Origin of the sequence: Pelomonas dachongensis, assembly GCF_043555865.1 — a bacterium.
In the GTDB taxonomy this organism is placed as follows: domain Bacteria; phylum Pseudomonadota; class Gammaproteobacteria; order Burkholderiales; family Burkholderiaceae_C; genus Pelomonas; species Pelomonas dachongensis.
The window spans coordinates 169900-184633 of record NZ_JBIGHY010000008.1 but is presented as its reverse complement, the minus strand read 5'-3'; the positions used below and the strand labels follow the sequence as shown (position 1 = coordinate 184633).

Below are 14734 nucleotides of genomic sequence, written 5' to 3'. Positions count from 1 at the left end.
AGCCGCTCAGCCGCGCCGGATCAGCGCCGCGTAGCAGCCGCGGCGCGCGTAGTGCGCGTGCACATAGGCCACGTCGGGCCGGGCCAGCAGGCGCTCGATGAGCGGCTCGACGGCATCACCTTCTGCAACGTCGGCGTCCACCATCATGTGCTGCGCATCAAAGGCCCGCAGCGACATCAGGCTGCGCAACATGGCGGGCAGCCGGTCGACAGCATCAAATGCCGTGTCGGCGTACTCGCGCACGAAGACGGCATGGCGGGCGCGATAGGGCGTGTCGGCGCTCTGGTGCTCGTGGTTGACGAGCAGCACGGTCTCGCCGGGGCGGGCCAACCGCAGTTCGATGCGGTCTGGGAAGCGATCCTGTTCGCCGGCGGTCAGGCGCTGCGCGCCGTGGCGCGAGAGGCCCGCGTCGTCCAGGCCGAACAGATGCGCAAAGGGGTGGGCAGGCAGCCCGGTGATGCGATAGGACATGGAGGCTCCGTTGAAGGGATGCCCCTGATTTTTCGCAACCGACCGGGCCGTGTCTGGCCGCTATCGGACCCGGAGTTCAGTCCCGCCCGGCTGGGCGCTCGAAGCCGTTGTCTACCCAGGCCTCGACGGTCGACTGGCTGAAGCGGAAGTTGGCCGCCACCTTGACCTGGGCCAACTGGCCTCCCGCGGCATCGTGCGCCCGCAGCCAGGCGTAGGGGTCGTCTTCGGCGGGCACGATCTCCAGCGTGACCTTGATCCAGTTGCCGTCGCGGGCGACGTGCAAGGCCTTGTTCAGCTGGGCGTGCAGCTGCTGCTCGTGGCGGCGGATGACCTCGGAGGCCGTCTTCACCAGCGTGTTGAACGCGGCGGTGTCCAGCGGCTTGGGGTTCTTCTTGTCGCGGCCCATGGTCCAGGGACCGACCAGCGCCGGCTCGCTCTCGCCGGCCTTGAACATCGCGACCGCCCAGCCCTCGTCGTCCTCGTTCTTGATGACCTGGGCCGTCCAGCCGTTGTCGCGCCACAGGCGGGGTTCATGGATGGGGGCGTCGGTCTCGTCAGTCATGGATGCGGACATGGAAAAAGGCGGGTCAGAAACGGCAATGGCGGGCCGCAGCCCGCCATTGTCGACGCCGCGGCGACTGGGTCAGCTGTTGCTGCTTGGCCCTGCCGGCACCACGGCGGGTGAGCGCGTGATGCGGGTCTTGCCGCCGGTCGTCACCAGCACGACGGGGTCGCCGGCGTTGAAGCTCTCCTTGCCGCGCGCCTGCACGATGGAGCGGCGCTCGCCATTGCGCAGTTGCACGATGATCTCCAGCGCGTCCTCGCGGGTGGCGCTGCGTTCCACGGCGTTGCCGATGACGGCGCCCGCCACGGCACCGATGACGCCGACGATCTGGCCTTCACGGCGGCCGCCGACAGAACTGCCGGCAATCGCGCCGGTCACGCCACCGGCGACACCGCCGATGCCGCTCTGCGAGCCGTCCACCACGACGGGGCGGGACGAAAGCACGGTCGCGTCCTGCACCTGCGACAGGCGTTGCGCGTCGCCGCGCTGAACGATGTCCGGGCTGGTCGTCGAGCAGGCCGACAGCGCGAGCGCGGCGACCAGGGTGAGGGAAGTCATGAGCTTGGACATAGCGGTTCCTCCGTGGGCAAGACTGCGGCCCAACGCGGCCGATTGTCCCGCCGTTGACGCCTTGATGCGGCCGGCTACAACTCTTTACCGTTGCCGGTCAACGGGATTCACCCGCAATTCAGCCATGCAATCGCGAGTTGCTCGGCACGCTGGCCAGCAGGAACTCCATCTGGTCGGCCAGGATGCGGCGGCCGCGCAGGATCATGTCCTCGTGCAGGCTGGGCACATAGGGCAGGTAGAGCAGGCTCATGTGCGCTTCTTCCGGCAGGCGGCTGCCCTTGCGGCCGTTGCAGGGGCGGCAGGCGGTGATGCAATTCATCCAGGTGTCCTGCCCGCCGCGCGATGTGGGCTGGATGTGCTCGCGTGTCAGGTCTTCCGGCAAGCAGCGATGGCCGCAGTAGGCGCAGATGAAGCGATCGCGCACGAACAGCTTGGCGTTGGACAACGCTGGCGCCTGCCGCCAGGCCCTGCTGGGCACGGCGCCGCGCACGGCAATGATGGGATGCACCTCGATGCGCGACTGCCGGCCGCTGATGCGTTGCAGGCCGCCGCGCAGCACCTGGCAAGGGTCGCCCAGCGTCCAGGCGACGCCATCACTGGCGTAGATCACCGCCGCCTCACGCGTCGTGATCCAGGCCTGCGGCCGGCCAGAGACATCGAGTTGGAGCACATCCACGGAAGTCAACCTCCTGCCGCAGACTACTTCAGAAGCCCTCTCGCACTCAAGCGTGCCGCCATGACAGCGCGCAGTCCTCGGGTGTTCCCTAGGTTGGGTGCGCTATTAGGCACAACACCCTAGGAATTCGCTGGGGCAAGCTGGCGTTGTCACGGAAGCGACCTGCAAAATAGAACGATCGTTCGTTTTATTCTCGCCCCGTGACCACGCTGCCCGCCCCTGCCAAGAAAGCCGCTCCGCTGCGCGCCGCCAAGCCGGTGCGTGTGGCGCGCTCGCTGCAGAAGGGCCTGCAGACACGCGCCGCCATCCTGGAAGCCGCGTTGGGTCTGGCCTCGCACATGGGGCTGGAAGGCCTGTCCATCGGCGCGCTGGCCGACGTGACGGGCATGAGCAAGTCCGGCGTCTTCGCTCACTTCGGCTCGCGCGAGGAACTGCAGATCGCCGTCGTCACCGAGTACCACGCCAAGTTCGAAGAGGAAGTCTTCTTCACCGCCATCCGCGAGGCCCGCGGCCTGCCGCGGCTGCGCGCGATGTTCGAGCGCTGGGTGCGCCGCGTGTCGGTGGAGGTGGACTCGGGCTGCATCTATATCTCGGGCGCTGTCGAGTTCGACGACCGGCCGGGCCCCGTGCGCGACGCGCTGGTGGGCATGGTGAAGGCCTGGCATGCGGCGCTGCAGAAGGCCATCCAGCTGGCCATCGCCGAGGGCCACTTGAAGGCCGACGCCGATGTCGAGCAGATCTGCTTCGAGCTGCACGGCCTGATCCTGTCGCTGCACCACGACGCCCGCTTCATGCGCATCCCCGGCGCGCTGTCTCGCGCCGGTACCGGCTTCGAGCGGACCATGCAGTACTACGCCACGCCGGCTGGTCTCGACATCGAGGCCAGCCGTCAGACATCCAAGACCGGCGCCGTGCGGCGCTGACCCCTCTCTCACCCCGACCTCCCAGGAGTAACCGATGCCCCAGTACAACCCGCCCCTGCGTGACATGCAGTTCGTCATGCACGAGCTGCTGAACGTCGTCGACGAATTGAAGATGCTGCCCGGTCACGAGGACATCGACGTCGAGACGATCAATGCGGTGCTGGAGGAAGGCGGCAAGTTCGCGTCCGAGGTGATCTTCCCGATCAACCTCAGCGGCGATGCCGAAGGCTGCACGCTGGACAAGACCACCCATGAGGTCACTGCGCCCAAGGGCTTCAAGGAGGCCTACAAGCAGTACGTCGAAGGCGGCTGGCCCGCGCTGGGCTGCGACCCTGAGTACGGCGGCCAGGGCCTGCCGCACCTGGTGAACCAGTTCTTCTACGAGATGCTGAACTCGGCCAACCAGGCCTGGACGATGTACCCGGGCCTGAGCCACGGCGCCTACGAGGCTCTGCATGCGCACGGCACGCCCGAGCAGAAGGCCACCTACCTGCCCAAGCTGACCAGCGGCGAGTGGACCGGCACCATGTGCCTGACCGAGCCGCACTGCGGTACGGACCTGGGCCTGCTGCGCACCAAGGCAGAGCCGCAGGCTGACGGCACCTACAAGATCACGGGCGCCAAGATCTTCATCTCGGCCGGCGAGCACGACATGGCCGAGAACATCGTCCACTTGGTGCTGGCCCGCCTGCCGGACGCGCCGGCCGGCTCCAAGGGCATCTCGCTGTTCATCGTGCCCAAGTTCAACGTGAACGCGGACGGCTCGCTGGGCTCGCGCAACGGCATCTTCTGCGCCGGCCTGGAGCACAAGATGGGCATCCACGGCAACGCCACCGCGCAGATCGTGCTGGAGGAGGCCGTGGGCACGATGGTGGGCCAGCCCAACAAGGGCCTGGCCGCGATGTTCGTCATGATGAACGCCGCGCGCCTGGGCGTCGGCAACCAGTCGCTGGGCCTGACCGAAGTGGCGTATCAGAACGCCGTGGCGTATGCCAAGGACCGCCTGCAGATGCGTGCGCTCTCCGGCCCGAAGGCACCCGACAAGCCGGCCGATCCGATCATCGTGCACCCCGACGTGCGCAAGATGCTGCTGACCGCCCGCGCCTTTGCCGAAGGCGGCCGCATGCTGCAGGCCTACACGGTGCTGCAGCTGGACAAGGCGCTGAAGAGCGACGACGAGGACGAGCGCAAGGAAGCCGACGCCGAGGTCGCACTGCTGACGCCCATCATCAAGGCCTTCATCACCGACAACGGCTGGCTGGCCACGTCGCACTGCATGCAGGTGTACGGCGGCCACGGCTTCATCCACGAGTGGGGCATGGAGCAGTACGTGCGCGACGCGCGCATCAACATGATCTACGAGGGCACCAACACCATCCAGTCGCTGGACCTGCTGGGCCGCAAGGTGCTTGGCAACAACGGTGCGACCCTCAAGAAGTTCGGCAAGAAGATCGCCGCCTTCATCGAGGAAGAGGGTACGAACGAGGCCATGCAGGAGTTCGTGAACCCGCTGGCCGACCTGGGCGACAAGGTCAACAAGCTGACCCAGGAACTGGGCATGAAGGCCTTCGGCAACCCCGACGAAGTAGGCGCCGCCGCCGTGGACTACCTGCGCGTGGTGGGCCACATGACTTTCGCCTACTTCTTTGCCCAGGCCGCCAAGATCGCGCTCGCCAAAAAGGACAGCGGCGACCCGTTCTACACCGCCAAGCTGGCCACGGCGCGCTTCTACTTCGCCAAGCTGCTGCCCGAGACGGCCAGTCTGATCCGTACCGCGCGCGCCGGCCTGGCGCCGTTGATGGAAATGGAAGAAGCGCTGTTCTGAACTGAATCGCTGAAACGACAAGGACGCCCGATGAAATCCCTGTTCGCTGTTGCCCTGCTTTCGCCCGTGCTTGCGTTCGCGCAATCAACACCCGTGGGCTTGTGGAAGACCATCGACGACGACGGCAAAACCGCGAAGTCGCTGGTCCGCATCAGCGAACAGGGGGGCACCCTCGTCGGCAGCATCGACAAGCTGCTGGACCCCGCCGCGCCGGCCGACGCGAAATGCGACAAGTGCGCCGACGACCGCAAGGACAAGCCCGTGCTGGGCCTGCAGATCATTCGCGGTGTGAAGGCCGAGGGCGACGGCGTCTGGGGTGGCGGCGAAGTGCTGGACCCGAACAATGGCAAGACCTACCGCACCCGCTTGAAGCCGGTGGACGGTGGCAAGAAACTCGAGGTGCGCGGCTACATCGGCGCCCCTCTGTTCGGCCGCACCCAGACCTGGGTGCGCGTCGAGTGAACCGAACACCTTTAGGAGCAAATCAATGAGTCGATTCCAAGTCCGCAAGGTCGCCGTGCTCGGCGCCGGCGTGATGGGCGCGCAGATCGCCGCCCACCTCGTCAACTGCAAGGTACCGGTCGTGCTGTTCGACCTGCCTGCCAAGGAGGGTGCCAAGAACGGCATCGTCACCAAGGCGGTCGATGGCCTGAAGAAGCTCAAGCCCGCGCCGCTGGGTGACTCGGCTGAAGCCGCGCTGATCCAGCAGGCCAACTACGAAGATCACCTGGACGTGCTCAAGGGCTGCGACCTCATCATCGAGGCCATCGCCGAGCGCATGGACTGGAAGCTCGACCTCTACACCAAGATCGCGCCTTTCGTGGCCCCGCACGCCATCGTGGCGTCCAACACCTCCGGCCTGAGCATCACCAAGCTCTCCGAAGTGCTGCCCGAAGAAATCAAGCCGCGCTTCTGCGGCATCCACTTCTTCAACCCGCCGCGCTACATGGCGCTGGTCGAGCTGATCAACACGCCGACCACGCAGCCGGAAATCCTCGACCAGCTCGAGGCCTTCGTGACGACGTCGCTGGGCAAGAGCGTCGTGCGTGCCCACGACACGCCCAACTTCGTCGCCAACCGCGTCGGCATCGCCGGCATGATGGCCACGATGATCGAGGCCGAGAAGTTCGGTCTGAGCGTCGATGTGGTCGACGACCTGACCGGCAAGAAGCTGGGCCGTGCGTCGAGCGGCACCTTCCGCACCGCGGACGTCGTCGGTCTGGACACGATGGCGCACGTCGTCAAGACGATGCAGGACAACCTGAAGGAAGACCCCTTCTATTCGACCTATGCCACGCCCAAAGTGCTGGCCGGCCTGATCGAAAAGGGCGCCCTGGGCCAGAAGACCGGCGCCGGTTTCTACAAGAAGGTGGGCAAGGACATCCAGCGCCTGGACTTCGCCACGGGTGACTACGTCGCCGGTGGCAAGAAGGCCGACGAGATCGTCGCGCGCATGCTGAAGAAGCAACCGGCCGACCGCCTCAAGCTGCTGCGCGAATCCAGCAACCCGCAAGCCCAGTTCCTGTGGGCCATCCTGCGCGACAGCTTCCACTACGCCGCCGTGCACCTGGACACCGTGGCTGACACGGCTCGCGAGATCGACTTCGCGATGCGCTGGGGCTTCGGCTCCAGCCAAGGCCCGTTCGAGCTGTGGCAGGCCGCCGGCTGGAAGCAGGTCGCCGAATGGATCGCCGCCGACATCGCTGACGGCAAGGCGCTGAGCAGCGCGCCGCTGCCGGCGTGGGTCACCGAAGGCCCGGTCGCCGAAGCTGGTGGCGTGCACACGCCGCAAGGCTCGTGGAGCGCCGCCGAGGGCAAGTTCAAGCCGCGCAGCGAGCTGCCGGTCTACGCCCGCCAGGCCTTCCGCGAATCGCTGCTGGGCACCGGCGCCGCCGACCCGCTGAAGAGCGGCACCGAGCTGTTCAAGAACGACGAGGTGCGCGTGTGGACGCTGGACGGCAATGTCGTCATCGCCTCCATCACCGCCAAGCTGCACCTGATCAGTCCGGCGGTCACCGAGGGCCTGCTCAAGGCCGTGGAGATCGCTGAAGCCGACTACAGCGGCTTGGTGATCTGGTCGCCTGACGATGTGTTCTCGGCCGGCGCCAATCTGGAGTCCCTGATGCCCGTCTTCATGAAGATGGGCAGCAAGGGCATCGCGCCGGAAGAGAAGAAGCTGCAGGACATGATGCTGCGCCTGCGCTACGCGTCGGTGCCGGTCGTCGCCGCGATGCGCGGCCTCGCGCTGGGCGGTGGCGCCGAGCTGGCCGTGCACTGCGCCCGCCGTGTCGCGCACGTCGAGAGCTATGTGGGCCTGGTCGAAGTCGGCGTGGGCCTGATCCCCGGCGGCGGCGGCCTGACCTACATTGCCCGCCGCGCCGCCGAGATGGCCGCGGCCGGCAATGCCGGTGCCGACATCCTGACGTTCCTGAAGGACGGGTTCCTGACTGCGGCCACCGCCAAGGTGGCGACCTCCGCGCACGAGGCGAAGAAGAACGGCTTCCTGCTGGACAGCGACATCATCGTGCCGCACAAGGACGAGCTGCTGCACGTGGCGACGGCCACCGCCATCGGCATGGCCGAGGCCGGTTACCGCCCGCCGCACAAGGCCGTGTTCCCCGTCGCCGGCCGCAGCGGCATCGCGACGATCAAGGGCCAGGTCGCCAACATGCGCGACGGCGGCTTCGTCAGCGCGCACGACTATCACCTGGCTGCGGCGATTGCCGACGTGGTCTGCGGTGGCGAGGTCGAGGCCGGCTCCCTGGTGACGGAGGAGTACCTGATGGCGCTGGAGCGCAAGCACTTCTGCTCGCTGCTGGACAACCCCAAGACGCAGGAACGCATCATGGGGATGCTGCAGACCGGCAAGCCGGTGCGCAACTAAGGCCCGACGTGAACCGGCTTCAACGCACGCTCGCCAAGCTGGATGGTTTGCCGTCCCCGCTGCGTGGGCCCGCGCGCAACTTCGCGCTTCGGCGTGCGGTGCCCTTCACGGGCACGGCATCGCTCGATTTCGTCGCGCTCACGCCCGAGCGCAGCGAGATCCGCGTTGCCAACAAGCGCCCGGTTCAGAACCACATCAAGGGCGTGCATGCGGCCGCGATGTCGCTGCTGGCCGAAACGGCCACTGGCATGGTGGTGGGCATGAACGTGCGCGACGACTGCCTGCCGCTGTGCAAGTCGCTGCAGGTGAACTTCCGCAAGCGCGCAACGGGTGGCCTCGTAGCCAAGGCCCACCTGACCGCCGCCCAGCGCTTTGCCATGGCCAACGAGGTCAAGGGCGAAGTGACAGTGGCCGTGACCGTGACCGACGAAGCCGGCGTCGAGCCGATCCAGTGTGAATTTGTCTGGGCCTGGGTGCCCAAAGAGACATCCACAAACAAGCCCCAGGCTTGAAAGGAACAAACATGAGCAAGCAAGTCCAGGACGCCTACATCGTCTCCGCCACCCGTCTGCCCATCGGCAAGAGCGGTCGCGGCTATTTCAAGAACACCCGCCCAGACGAGATGCTCGTCAAGGTCATGCAGGCCGTGATGGCGCAAGCCCCCGGCATCGACCCCGCCGCCATCGAGGACGCCATCATTGGCTGTTCCTTCCCTGAGGGCGAACAGGGCATGAACATTGCCCGCGTGGCGTCGGTGCTGGCCGGCTTCGGCCCGACGGTGGGCGGCGTGACGATCAACCGCTACTGCGCCTCCGGCATCACCGCCGTGCAGATGGCTGCGGACCGCATCCGCGTCGGCGAAGCCGACGTGATGTTCGCCGGCGGCGTTGAGTCCATGTCGATGATCCCGATGGGCGGCAACAAGCCGTCGCTGAGCCCGCTGATCTTCGAGAAGGACGAGAACATCGGCATCGCCTACGGCATGGGCCTGACGGCCGAGAAGGTGGCCGAGAAATGGAAGATCAGCCGCGAAGCGCAGGACGCGTTCTCGGTGGAGTCGCACCGCCGCGCCGTGGCCGCGATGGCCGCCGGCCACTTCGACGCCGAGATGACGCCGTTCGACGTCATCGAGCGCACGCCGAATCTCGCCGACGGCACCGTCAACACCAAGACCCGCACCGTCAAGCTCGACGAAGGCGCGCGCCCCGACACGTCGCTGGAAGGTCTTGCCAAGTTGAAGCCCGTGTTCGCCGCAAAGGGCAGCGTCACCGCCGGGAACAGCTCGCAGACCTCCGATGGCTCCGGCGGCCTGCTGATCGTCAGCGAAGCCGCGCTGAAGCGCTACAACCTGACGCCGCTGGCCCGCTTCGTGTCGTTCGCCGTCAAGGGCGTGCCGCCCGAGATCATGGGCATCGGCCCCATCGAGGCCATCCCGGCCGCGCTGAAGTCCGCTGGCATCACGGCCGCGCAGCTGGACTGGATCGAGCTGAACGAAGCCTTCGCCGCGCAGTCGCTGGCCGTCCTGAACGACCTGGACAGCAAGGGCATCGAACTGGACCGCGCCAAGGTCAACCCGAACGGTGGCGCCATCGCGCTGGGCCACCCGCTGGGCGCGACCGGTGCCATCCGCGCGGCCTCGGTCATCCACGGCCTGCGCCGCACCGGCGGCAAGTACGGCATGGTGACGATGTGCGTGGGCGCCGGCCAGGGTGCTGCGGGCATCTTCGAGCGCCTGTAAGTAATGGACCGCCGCCGCGCGCTGAAGACCAGCACCGTGTTGCTCGCGGCGGCCCCCATCGCCGGCTGCACCGGCAGGCTGACCACCTTCACGACCTGGCAGCAGGCCCGGCAGGGCGTGCTGGAGCTGTTGTTCAAGCCCCAGGTCGTGCAGGGCAACGCCTGGAGCCTGAGCCAGGTGTTGCAGCACCTGGCGCAGAGCATCGAGTTCTCGATGCAGGGCTATCCGGTACTGAAGGGCGCTTGGTTCCGCTCCACGGCTGGCTCGGCCGCGTTCAGCGTGTTCAATGCGCGTGGCCAGATGAGCCATGACCTCGCCGAGCCCATCCCCGGCGCGCCGGCGCTGGACGCATCGCAGACACTGGCGCTCGCGGTGAACCGGCTGCTGGCCGCGATGGATGCGTTCGCGCAGTTCAACGGCACGCTGCGGCCTCATTTCGCCTACGGCGAGCTGACCAAGCCGCAGTACGAGCGCGCCCACCTGATGCACCTGGCCAACCACTGGACCCAGTTCCACGCGAAGACGGCCACGGCCTGAAGGACCGGGACAATGCGGGTTCCTGCGGCGCTGATGCCGCCCCGAAGTCCCTAGGCACCTGACGCCATGAACCTGCCCCTGTTCGTCGCCGCTCTGCTGGCCCTGCTGCCTGTGGCCGCCACGGCCTATGAGCCGAAAGGCCAAGTGCCTGCCGAGGTGGCCGCCGGCGAGTGGTGGAACGTGCCGCACGCGCAGCCGTTTGACACCACGCAGCTCAAGCGCCAGCAGCGCGAGATCCGGGTGCAGGGCAATCGGCTGGTGGACGACACCGGCCGGACGGTCATCCTGCGCGGCGTCAACATCAGCGACCCCGACAAGCTCGTCAAGCAGGGCAAGTGGACCAAGGCGCACTTCGAGGCCGTCAAATCCTTCGGCGCCAACCACATCCGCCTGCCCATCCACCCCATCGCCTGGCGCTCGCGCGGTCCGCAGGGGTACCTGACGCTGATCGACCAGGCCGTGGTCTGGGCCAACGAGCTGGACCTGCATCTCATCGTCGACTGGCACTCCATGGGCAACATCGCCCAGGAGCTGTACTTTCACCCGATGTACGTGACGGACAAGCAGGAGACGCGAGAGTTCTGGCGCACGATCGCCGCGCGCTACGCGGGCCTGGCCACCATCGCCGTCTACGAGTTGTTCAACGAGCCCACCATCAACGGCGGCAAGCTGGGCACCGTCGACTGGCTGGAATGGAAAGCCTTCAACGAAGAGCTGATCTCCCTCATCCATGCCCACGACAAGAACATCGTCGTGCTGGTGGCCGGCTTCAACTGGGCCTACGACTTGTCGCAGGTGGCCCGGCATCCCATCGAGCGCGAGGGTGTGGCCTATGCCATTCACCCCTACCCGCAGAAGAGCCCCGGACCCTACCCGCAGACCTGGGAGGCGGCTTGGGGCCACCTGGCCGACAAGTACCCGCTCATCGCCACCGAGATCGGCTGGATGGGTGCGAACGACCCGGGCGCGCACCGGCCGGTCATCGACGATGGCCGCTACGGACCGCTGATCACCGAGTACTTCGCCCGCAAGGGCATTTCCTTCACCGTCTGGTGCTTCGACCCTGACTGGCCGCCGCAGATGATCTCGGACTGGAACTACACGCCCACCGGCCAGGGCAGGTTCTTCCGCGAGTTCATGCTGAAGCAGGCGCAGGCACAAGCGCAATCACTGAAAGGCAAGCCATGACCATCAAGACCTACACCGTGAACGGCGTTGCGACCCTCGAGATCGCCCGCCCCGAAAAGAAGAACGCGATCACGCAGGACATGTACCAGCAACTGGCAGACGCGCTGCGTGAGGCCGACGCCGCGGCGGATGTGCGCGCGGTGCTGATCACCGGTCAGCCCGGCATCTTCACGTCGGGCAATGACCTCGAGGATTTCATGGGCCGCCCGCCGCGTGGCGAGGACGCACCGGTGTTCCAGTTCATGCATGCGCTGGTGGACTGCAGCAAGCCGGTCGTCGCCGCGGTGACGGGAGCGGCCATCGGCATCGGCACGACGCTGCTGCTGCATTGCGATCTGGTCTATGTGGCCGACGACGCCCGCCTGGCCATGCCGTTCGTGGGCCTGGGGTTGGTGCCGGAGTTCGCGTCCAGCCTGGTCGTGCCGCAGCTGATGGGCAATCGCCGTGCGGCCGAGAAGCTGTTGCTGGGCGACCCTTTCACCGGCGAGCAGGCGGTGGAGTGTGGCATCGCCAATGGCGTGCTGGCGGGCAGCGAGGTGCTGAACCATGCCCGCCGCGTGGCGGAGCGCTTCAACAATCTGGCGCCCGGCGCCGTGCGCGACAGCAAGCGCCTGATCCGCGAGCCTCAGCGCGAGGCGGTCAAGGCCGCCATCGCACGTGAGGCCGAGCTCTTCAGCGCCCGGTTGCGCAGCCCGGAGGCCATGGAAGCCTTCCAGGCCTTTTTCCAGAAGCGCAAGCCGGACTTCTCGCAGTTCTCTTGACGAACTCCAGCCCTATCGACGAACCAGACCGATCAGCAGGCCGATGACAGCCAGGATCAGGAAGCCGTAGAACAGGATCTGGGCGAAGCCGGCCGCAGACGCGGCAATACCCGTGAAGCCGAAAACGGCGGCGATCAGGGCGATGACAAAGAAGATGATGGCGTAGCGCAGCATGGCGAACTCCTAGGGTTGAGGCCTTGACGGCGGACAACTGAAGCCTAGGGCCGCGACGGTTTTTCACATGCCGGACGGCGCGGGCGCTTGGAGTCGGACATGGCTGACGCGGTTACACCGAGATGACCCGTGCGCGCCATCCGCGCCGCGGGTGCGCCGCTCAGATGGCCACGGGCCTGGGTTTGCCTTCGCGGTCGATGGCCACGTAGGTCAGGTTGGCTTCCGTGACCTTCACGACGTGCGGGTTCTCGGGGTCGCGCTCGGCCATGACCTCCACGTGCACGGTCATGGAGGTGCGGCCGACGCGGGTCACCGTGGCGTAGAAGCTCAGCAGGTCGCCGATGGAGACCGGCTGCTTGAAGACGAACTCGTTGACGGCCACCGTGGCCACGCGCCCGCGCGACAGCTTGGCGGGCAGCACCGAGCCGGCAATGTCTACCTGGGCCATGATCCAGCCGCCGAAGATGTCGCCGTTGGCGTTGGAGTCGGCGGGCATGGGCATCACGCGCAACACCAGCTCTCGCTGGCCAGCCTGGGTCGGTGCGGGGGTTGAATCCTGGGGCATGTCGTTCATTGGGAGAATCCGGCTTTCATTGTCGGGCCTGCACTTGCGATCTTCTTCCTCAGCATCATCCATGCCATCCGGCGATCCGGCCGTGCGCGGCGACTGGGGCACGATCGGCCGCCTGCTGCCCTACCTGTGGCGCTACCGCTGGCGCGTGGGTCTGGCGCTGGCCTTCATGGTGGGCGCCAAGGTCTGCAACGTGGGCGTGCCGCTGCTGTTGAAGCAGCTCGTCGACAGCCTGGACCTGAAGCCCGGCGCCACCCAGGCGATGCTGGTGGTGCCGGTGAGTCTGCTGCTGGCCTACGGCGCGCTGAGGCTGTCGACCTCGCTGTTCACCGAGCTGCGTGAGCTGATCTTCGCCAAGGCCACCGAGGGCACGGCGCGCAGCATCTCCCTGCAGGTGTTCCGCCACCTGCACGACCTGTCTCTGCGCTTCCACCTGGAGCGCCAGACCGGCGGCATGACGCGCGACATCGAGCGCGGTACGCGCGCCGTGCACTCGCTGATCAGCTACTCGCTCTACAGCATCGTCCCGACGCTGATCGAGGTGGTGCTGGTGCTGACGCTGCTGGGCGTCAAGTTCGACGTCTGGTTCGCCGGCATCACCGTCGCGGCGCTGGTGATCTACATCGGTTTCACGGTGGTCGTCACCGAGTGGCGCACCAAGTTCCGCAAGATGCTCAACGAGCTGGACTCCGTGGCCCACACCAAGGCCATCGACGCCCTGCTGAACTACGAGACGGTCAAGTACTTCAACAACGAGGACTTCGAGGCGCGCCGCTACGACGAGAGCCTGGAGAAGCTGCGCAAGGCTCAGCTCAAGAGCCAGACCACGCTGTCGCTGCTGAACACCGGCCAGCAGCTCATCATCGCCACCGCGCTGGTGCTGATGCTGTGGCGCGCCACGCAGGGCGTTGTCGACGGCAAGCTGAGCCTGGGCGACCTGGTCATGGTCAATGCCTTCATGATCCAGCTCTACATCCCGCTGAATTTTCTCGGCGTCATCTACCGCGAGATCAAGCAGGCGCTGACCGACATCGAGAAGATGTTCGGATTGCTGGATCGCCGCCGCGAAGTGGCGGACGCGCCCGGCGCGCCGGCGCTGCGCGTCGATGGCGGCAGCGTGGTGTTCGACAACGTGCAGTTCGCCTACGACCCGGCGCGCCCCATCCTGCACGGCGTCAGCTTCGAGATTCCGGCCGGCAAGAAGGTTGCGGTGGTGGGCCCCAGCGGTTCGGGCAAGAGCACGCTGGCGCGGCTGCTGTACCGCTTTTACGACATCGATGCCGGCAGCATCCGCATCGACGGTCAGGACATCCGGCAGGTCACGCAGGCCAGCGTGCGGCAGGCCATCGGCGCCGTGCCGCAGGACACCGTGCTGTTCAACGACACCGTGGCCTACAACATCGCCTACGGCCGCCCGGGCGCGGGCCAGGACGAGGTGGAGGCCGCCGCGCGTGCCGCGCACATCCACGGCTTCATCGCGGCGACGCCGTTGGGCTACGACACCATGGTGGGGGAGCGCGGGCTGAAGTTGTCCGGCGGTGAGAAACAGCGCGTGGCCATCGCCCGCACGCTGCTGAAGAACCCGCCCATCCTCATCTTTGATGAAGCCACGTCGGCGCTGGACTCAAGCAACGAGCGCGCCATCCAGGCCGAGCTCGAGTCGGCGGGGCGGAACAAGACCGTGCTGGTCATCGCGCACCGCCTGTCGACGGTCGTGGACGCGCACGAGATCCTGGTGCTGGAGCAGGGCCGCATCGTCGAGCGCGGCCGGCACGACGCGTTGCTGGCGCGGGGCGGGCGGTATGCCGAGATGTGGCGCCTGCAGCAGTCCGGCGCCGACTGAGCCGGGTG

16 protein-coding genes are annotated in these 14734 nt (G+C 66.9%); 10 read left to right on the top strand and 6 right to left on the bottom strand.

Features of this window, described 5'->3' with window-relative positions:
- Positions 1-6 precede the first annotated feature (6 nt).
- The 4 genes from ACG02S_RS20595 to ACG02S_RS20580 form a co-directional block, all read right to left on the bottom strand.
- Positions 7-471 carry a DUF1203 domain-containing protein gene (locus tag ACG02S_RS20595; protein WP_394472359.1) on the bottom strand — a complete coding sequence of 155 codons (465 nt, stop codon included), beginning with the start codon at positions 469-471 and terminating at the stop codon, positions 7-9.
- A 76-nt stretch (positions 472-547) separates the two neighbouring features.
- The gene (locus ACG02S_RS20590; protein ID WP_394472358.1) at positions 548-1045 is read right to left on the bottom strand and encodes a hypothetical protein; all 498 of its coding nucleotides are present in this window, start codon (positions 1043-1045) and stop codon (positions 548-550) included.
- 69 nt (positions 1046-1114) lie between these two features.
- Positions 1115-1594 carry an outer membrane lipoprotein gene (locus ACG02S_RS20585; RefSeq protein WP_394472357.1) on the bottom strand — a complete coding sequence of 160 codons (480 nt, stop codon included), beginning with the start codon at positions 1592-1594 and terminating at the stop codon, positions 1115-1117.
- A 130-nt stretch (positions 1595-1724) separates the two neighbouring features.
- Positions 1725-2282, bottom strand: a complete 558-nt coding sequence (locus ACG02S_RS20580) for an HNH endonuclease (RefSeq protein ID WP_394472356.1) — start codon at positions 2280-2282, stop codon at positions 1725-1727.
- A 209-nt stretch (positions 2283-2491) separates the two neighbouring features.
- Between ACG02S_RS20580 and ACG02S_RS20575 the strand changes: the two genes are divergently transcribed.
- The 9 genes from ACG02S_RS20575 (at position 2492) to ACG02S_RS20535 (ending at position 12138) form a co-directional block, all read left to right on the top strand.
- Entirely contained in the window at positions 2492-3205 is a 714-nt protein-coding gene (locus ACG02S_RS20575; protein ID WP_394472413.1) for a TetR/AcrR family transcriptional regulator, read from the top strand.
- Between the two features lie 34 nt (positions 3206-3239).
- Entirely contained in the window at positions 3240-5030 is a 1791-nt protein-coding gene (locus tag ACG02S_RS20570; protein ID WP_394472355.1) for an acyl-CoA dehydrogenase C-terminal domain-containing protein, read from the top strand.
- A gap of 30 nt (positions 5031-5060) precedes the next feature.
- Positions 5061-5492, top strand: coding sequence for a DUF2147 domain-containing protein (locus ACG02S_RS20565; protein WP_394472354.1), 432 nt, complete (start codon positions 5061-5063; stop codon positions 5490-5492).
- A 25-nt stretch (positions 5493-5517) separates the two neighbouring features.
- On the top strand, positions 5518-7914 hold the full coding sequence (locus ACG02S_RS20560; protein WP_394472353.1) for a 3-hydroxyacyl-CoA dehydrogenase/enoyl-CoA hydratase family protein: 2397 nt from the start codon (positions 5518-5520) through the stop codon (positions 7912-7914).
- Positions 7915-7922: 8 nt separating this feature from the next.
- Positions 7923-8426 (top strand): DUF4442 domain-containing protein, encoded by a 504-nt coding sequence (locus ACG02S_RS20555; RefSeq protein ID WP_394472352.1) that lies wholly within the window; start codon positions 7923-7925, stop codon positions 8424-8426.
- A gap of 11 nt (positions 8427-8437) precedes the next feature.
- On the top strand, positions 8438-9652 hold the full coding sequence (locus ACG02S_RS20550) for an acetyl-CoA C-acyltransferase (RefSeq protein ID WP_394472351.1): 1215 nt from the start codon (positions 8438-8440) through the stop codon (positions 9650-9652).
- Positions 9653-9655: 3 nt separating this feature from the next.
- On the top strand, positions 9656-10189 hold the full coding sequence (locus tag ACG02S_RS20545) for a DUF1569 domain-containing protein (RefSeq protein ID WP_394472350.1): 534 nt from the start codon (positions 9656-9658) through the stop codon (positions 10187-10189).
- A gap of 66 nt (positions 10190-10255) precedes the next feature.
- The gene (locus ACG02S_RS20540; protein ID WP_394472349.1) at positions 10256-11377 is read left to right on the top strand and encodes a glycoside hydrolase family 5 protein; all 1122 of its coding nucleotides are present in this window, start codon (positions 10256-10258) and stop codon (positions 11375-11377) included.
- The gene (locus ACG02S_RS20535; RefSeq protein ID WP_394472348.1) at positions 11374-12138 is read left to right on the top strand and encodes an enoyl-CoA hydratase; all 765 of its coding nucleotides are present in this window, start codon (positions 11374-11376) and stop codon (positions 12136-12138) included. Before ACG02S_RS20540 ends, ACG02S_RS20535 begins: the two co-directional genes overlap by 4 nt.
- Before the next feature lie 12 nt (positions 12139-12150).
- On the opposite strand, the gene ACG02S_RS20530 is transcribed toward ACG02S_RS20535, so the two are convergent.
- Positions 12151-12312 carry a DUF1328 domain-containing protein gene (locus tag ACG02S_RS20530; RefSeq protein WP_293800107.1) on the bottom strand — a complete coding sequence of 54 codons (162 nt, stop codon included), beginning with the start codon at positions 12310-12312 and terminating at the stop codon, positions 12151-12153.
- A 160-nt stretch (positions 12313-12472) separates the two neighbouring features.
- Complete coding sequence (locus ACG02S_RS20525) at positions 12473-12877, bottom strand: acyl-CoA thioesterase (RefSeq protein WP_394472347.1); 405 nt, start codon at positions 12875-12877, stop codon at positions 12473-12475.
- Positions 12878-12947: 70 nt separating this feature from the next.
- Between ACG02S_RS20525 and ACG02S_RS20520 the strand changes: the two genes are divergently transcribed.
- Positions 12948-14726 (top strand): ABCB family ABC transporter ATP-binding protein/permease, encoded by a 1779-nt coding sequence (locus tag ACG02S_RS20520; RefSeq protein ID WP_394472346.1) that lies wholly within the window; start codon positions 12948-12950, stop codon positions 14724-14726.
- Positions 14727-14734 lie beyond the last annotated feature (8 nt).

Bases quoted from the DNA above. Each gene is read 5' to 3' on its own strand.
- ACG02S_RS20595 (WP_394472359.1), bottom strand. From the start codon at position 471: ATGTCCTATCGCATCACCGGGCTGCCTGCCCACCCCTTTGCGCATCTG.
- ACG02S_RS20590 (WP_394472358.1), bottom strand. From the start codon at position 1,045: ATGTCCGCATCCATGACTGACGAGACCGACGCCCCCATCCATGAACCC.
- ACG02S_RS20585 (WP_394472357.1), bottom strand. From the start codon at position 1,594: ATGACTTCCCTCACCCTGGTCGCCGCGCTCGCGCTGTCGGCCTGCTCG.
- ACG02S_RS20570 (WP_394472355.1), top strand. From the start codon at position 3,240: ATGCCCCAGTACAACCCGCCCCTGCGTGACATGCAGTTCGTCATGCAC.
- ACG02S_RS20565 (WP_394472354.1), top strand. From the start codon at position 5,061: ATGAAATCCCTGTTCGCTGTTGCCCTGCTTTCGCCCGTGCTTGCGTTC.
- ACG02S_RS20560 (WP_394472353.1), top strand. From the start codon at position 5,518: ATGAGTCGATTCCAAGTCCGCAAGGTCGCCGTGCTCGGCGCCGGCGTG.
- ACG02S_RS20550 (WP_394472351.1), top strand. From the start codon at position 8,438: ATGAGCAAGCAAGTCCAGGACGCCTACATCGTCTCCGCCACCCGTCTG.
- ACG02S_RS20545 (WP_394472350.1), top strand. From the start codon at position 9,656: ATGGACCGCCGCCGCGCGCTGAAGACCAGCACCGTGTTGCTCGCGGCG.
- ACG02S_RS20540 (WP_394472349.1), top strand. From the start codon at position 10,256: ATGAACCTGCCCCTGTTCGTCGCCGCTCTGCTGGCCCTGCTGCCTGTG.
- ACG02S_RS20535 (WP_394472348.1), top strand. From the start codon at position 11,374: ATGACCATCAAGACCTACACCGTGAACGGCGTTGCGACCCTCGAGATC.
- ACG02S_RS20530 (WP_293800107.1), bottom strand. From the start codon at position 12,312: ATGCTGCGCTACGCCATCATCTTCTTTGTCATCGCCCTGATCGCCGCC.
- ACG02S_RS20525 (WP_394472347.1), bottom strand. From the start codon at position 12,877: ATGCCCCAGGATTCAACCCCCGCACCGACCCAGGCTGGCCAGCGAGAG.
- ACG02S_RS20520 (WP_394472346.1), top strand. From the start codon at position 12,948: ATGCCATCCGGCGATCCGGCCGTGCGCGGCGACTGGGGCACGATCGGC.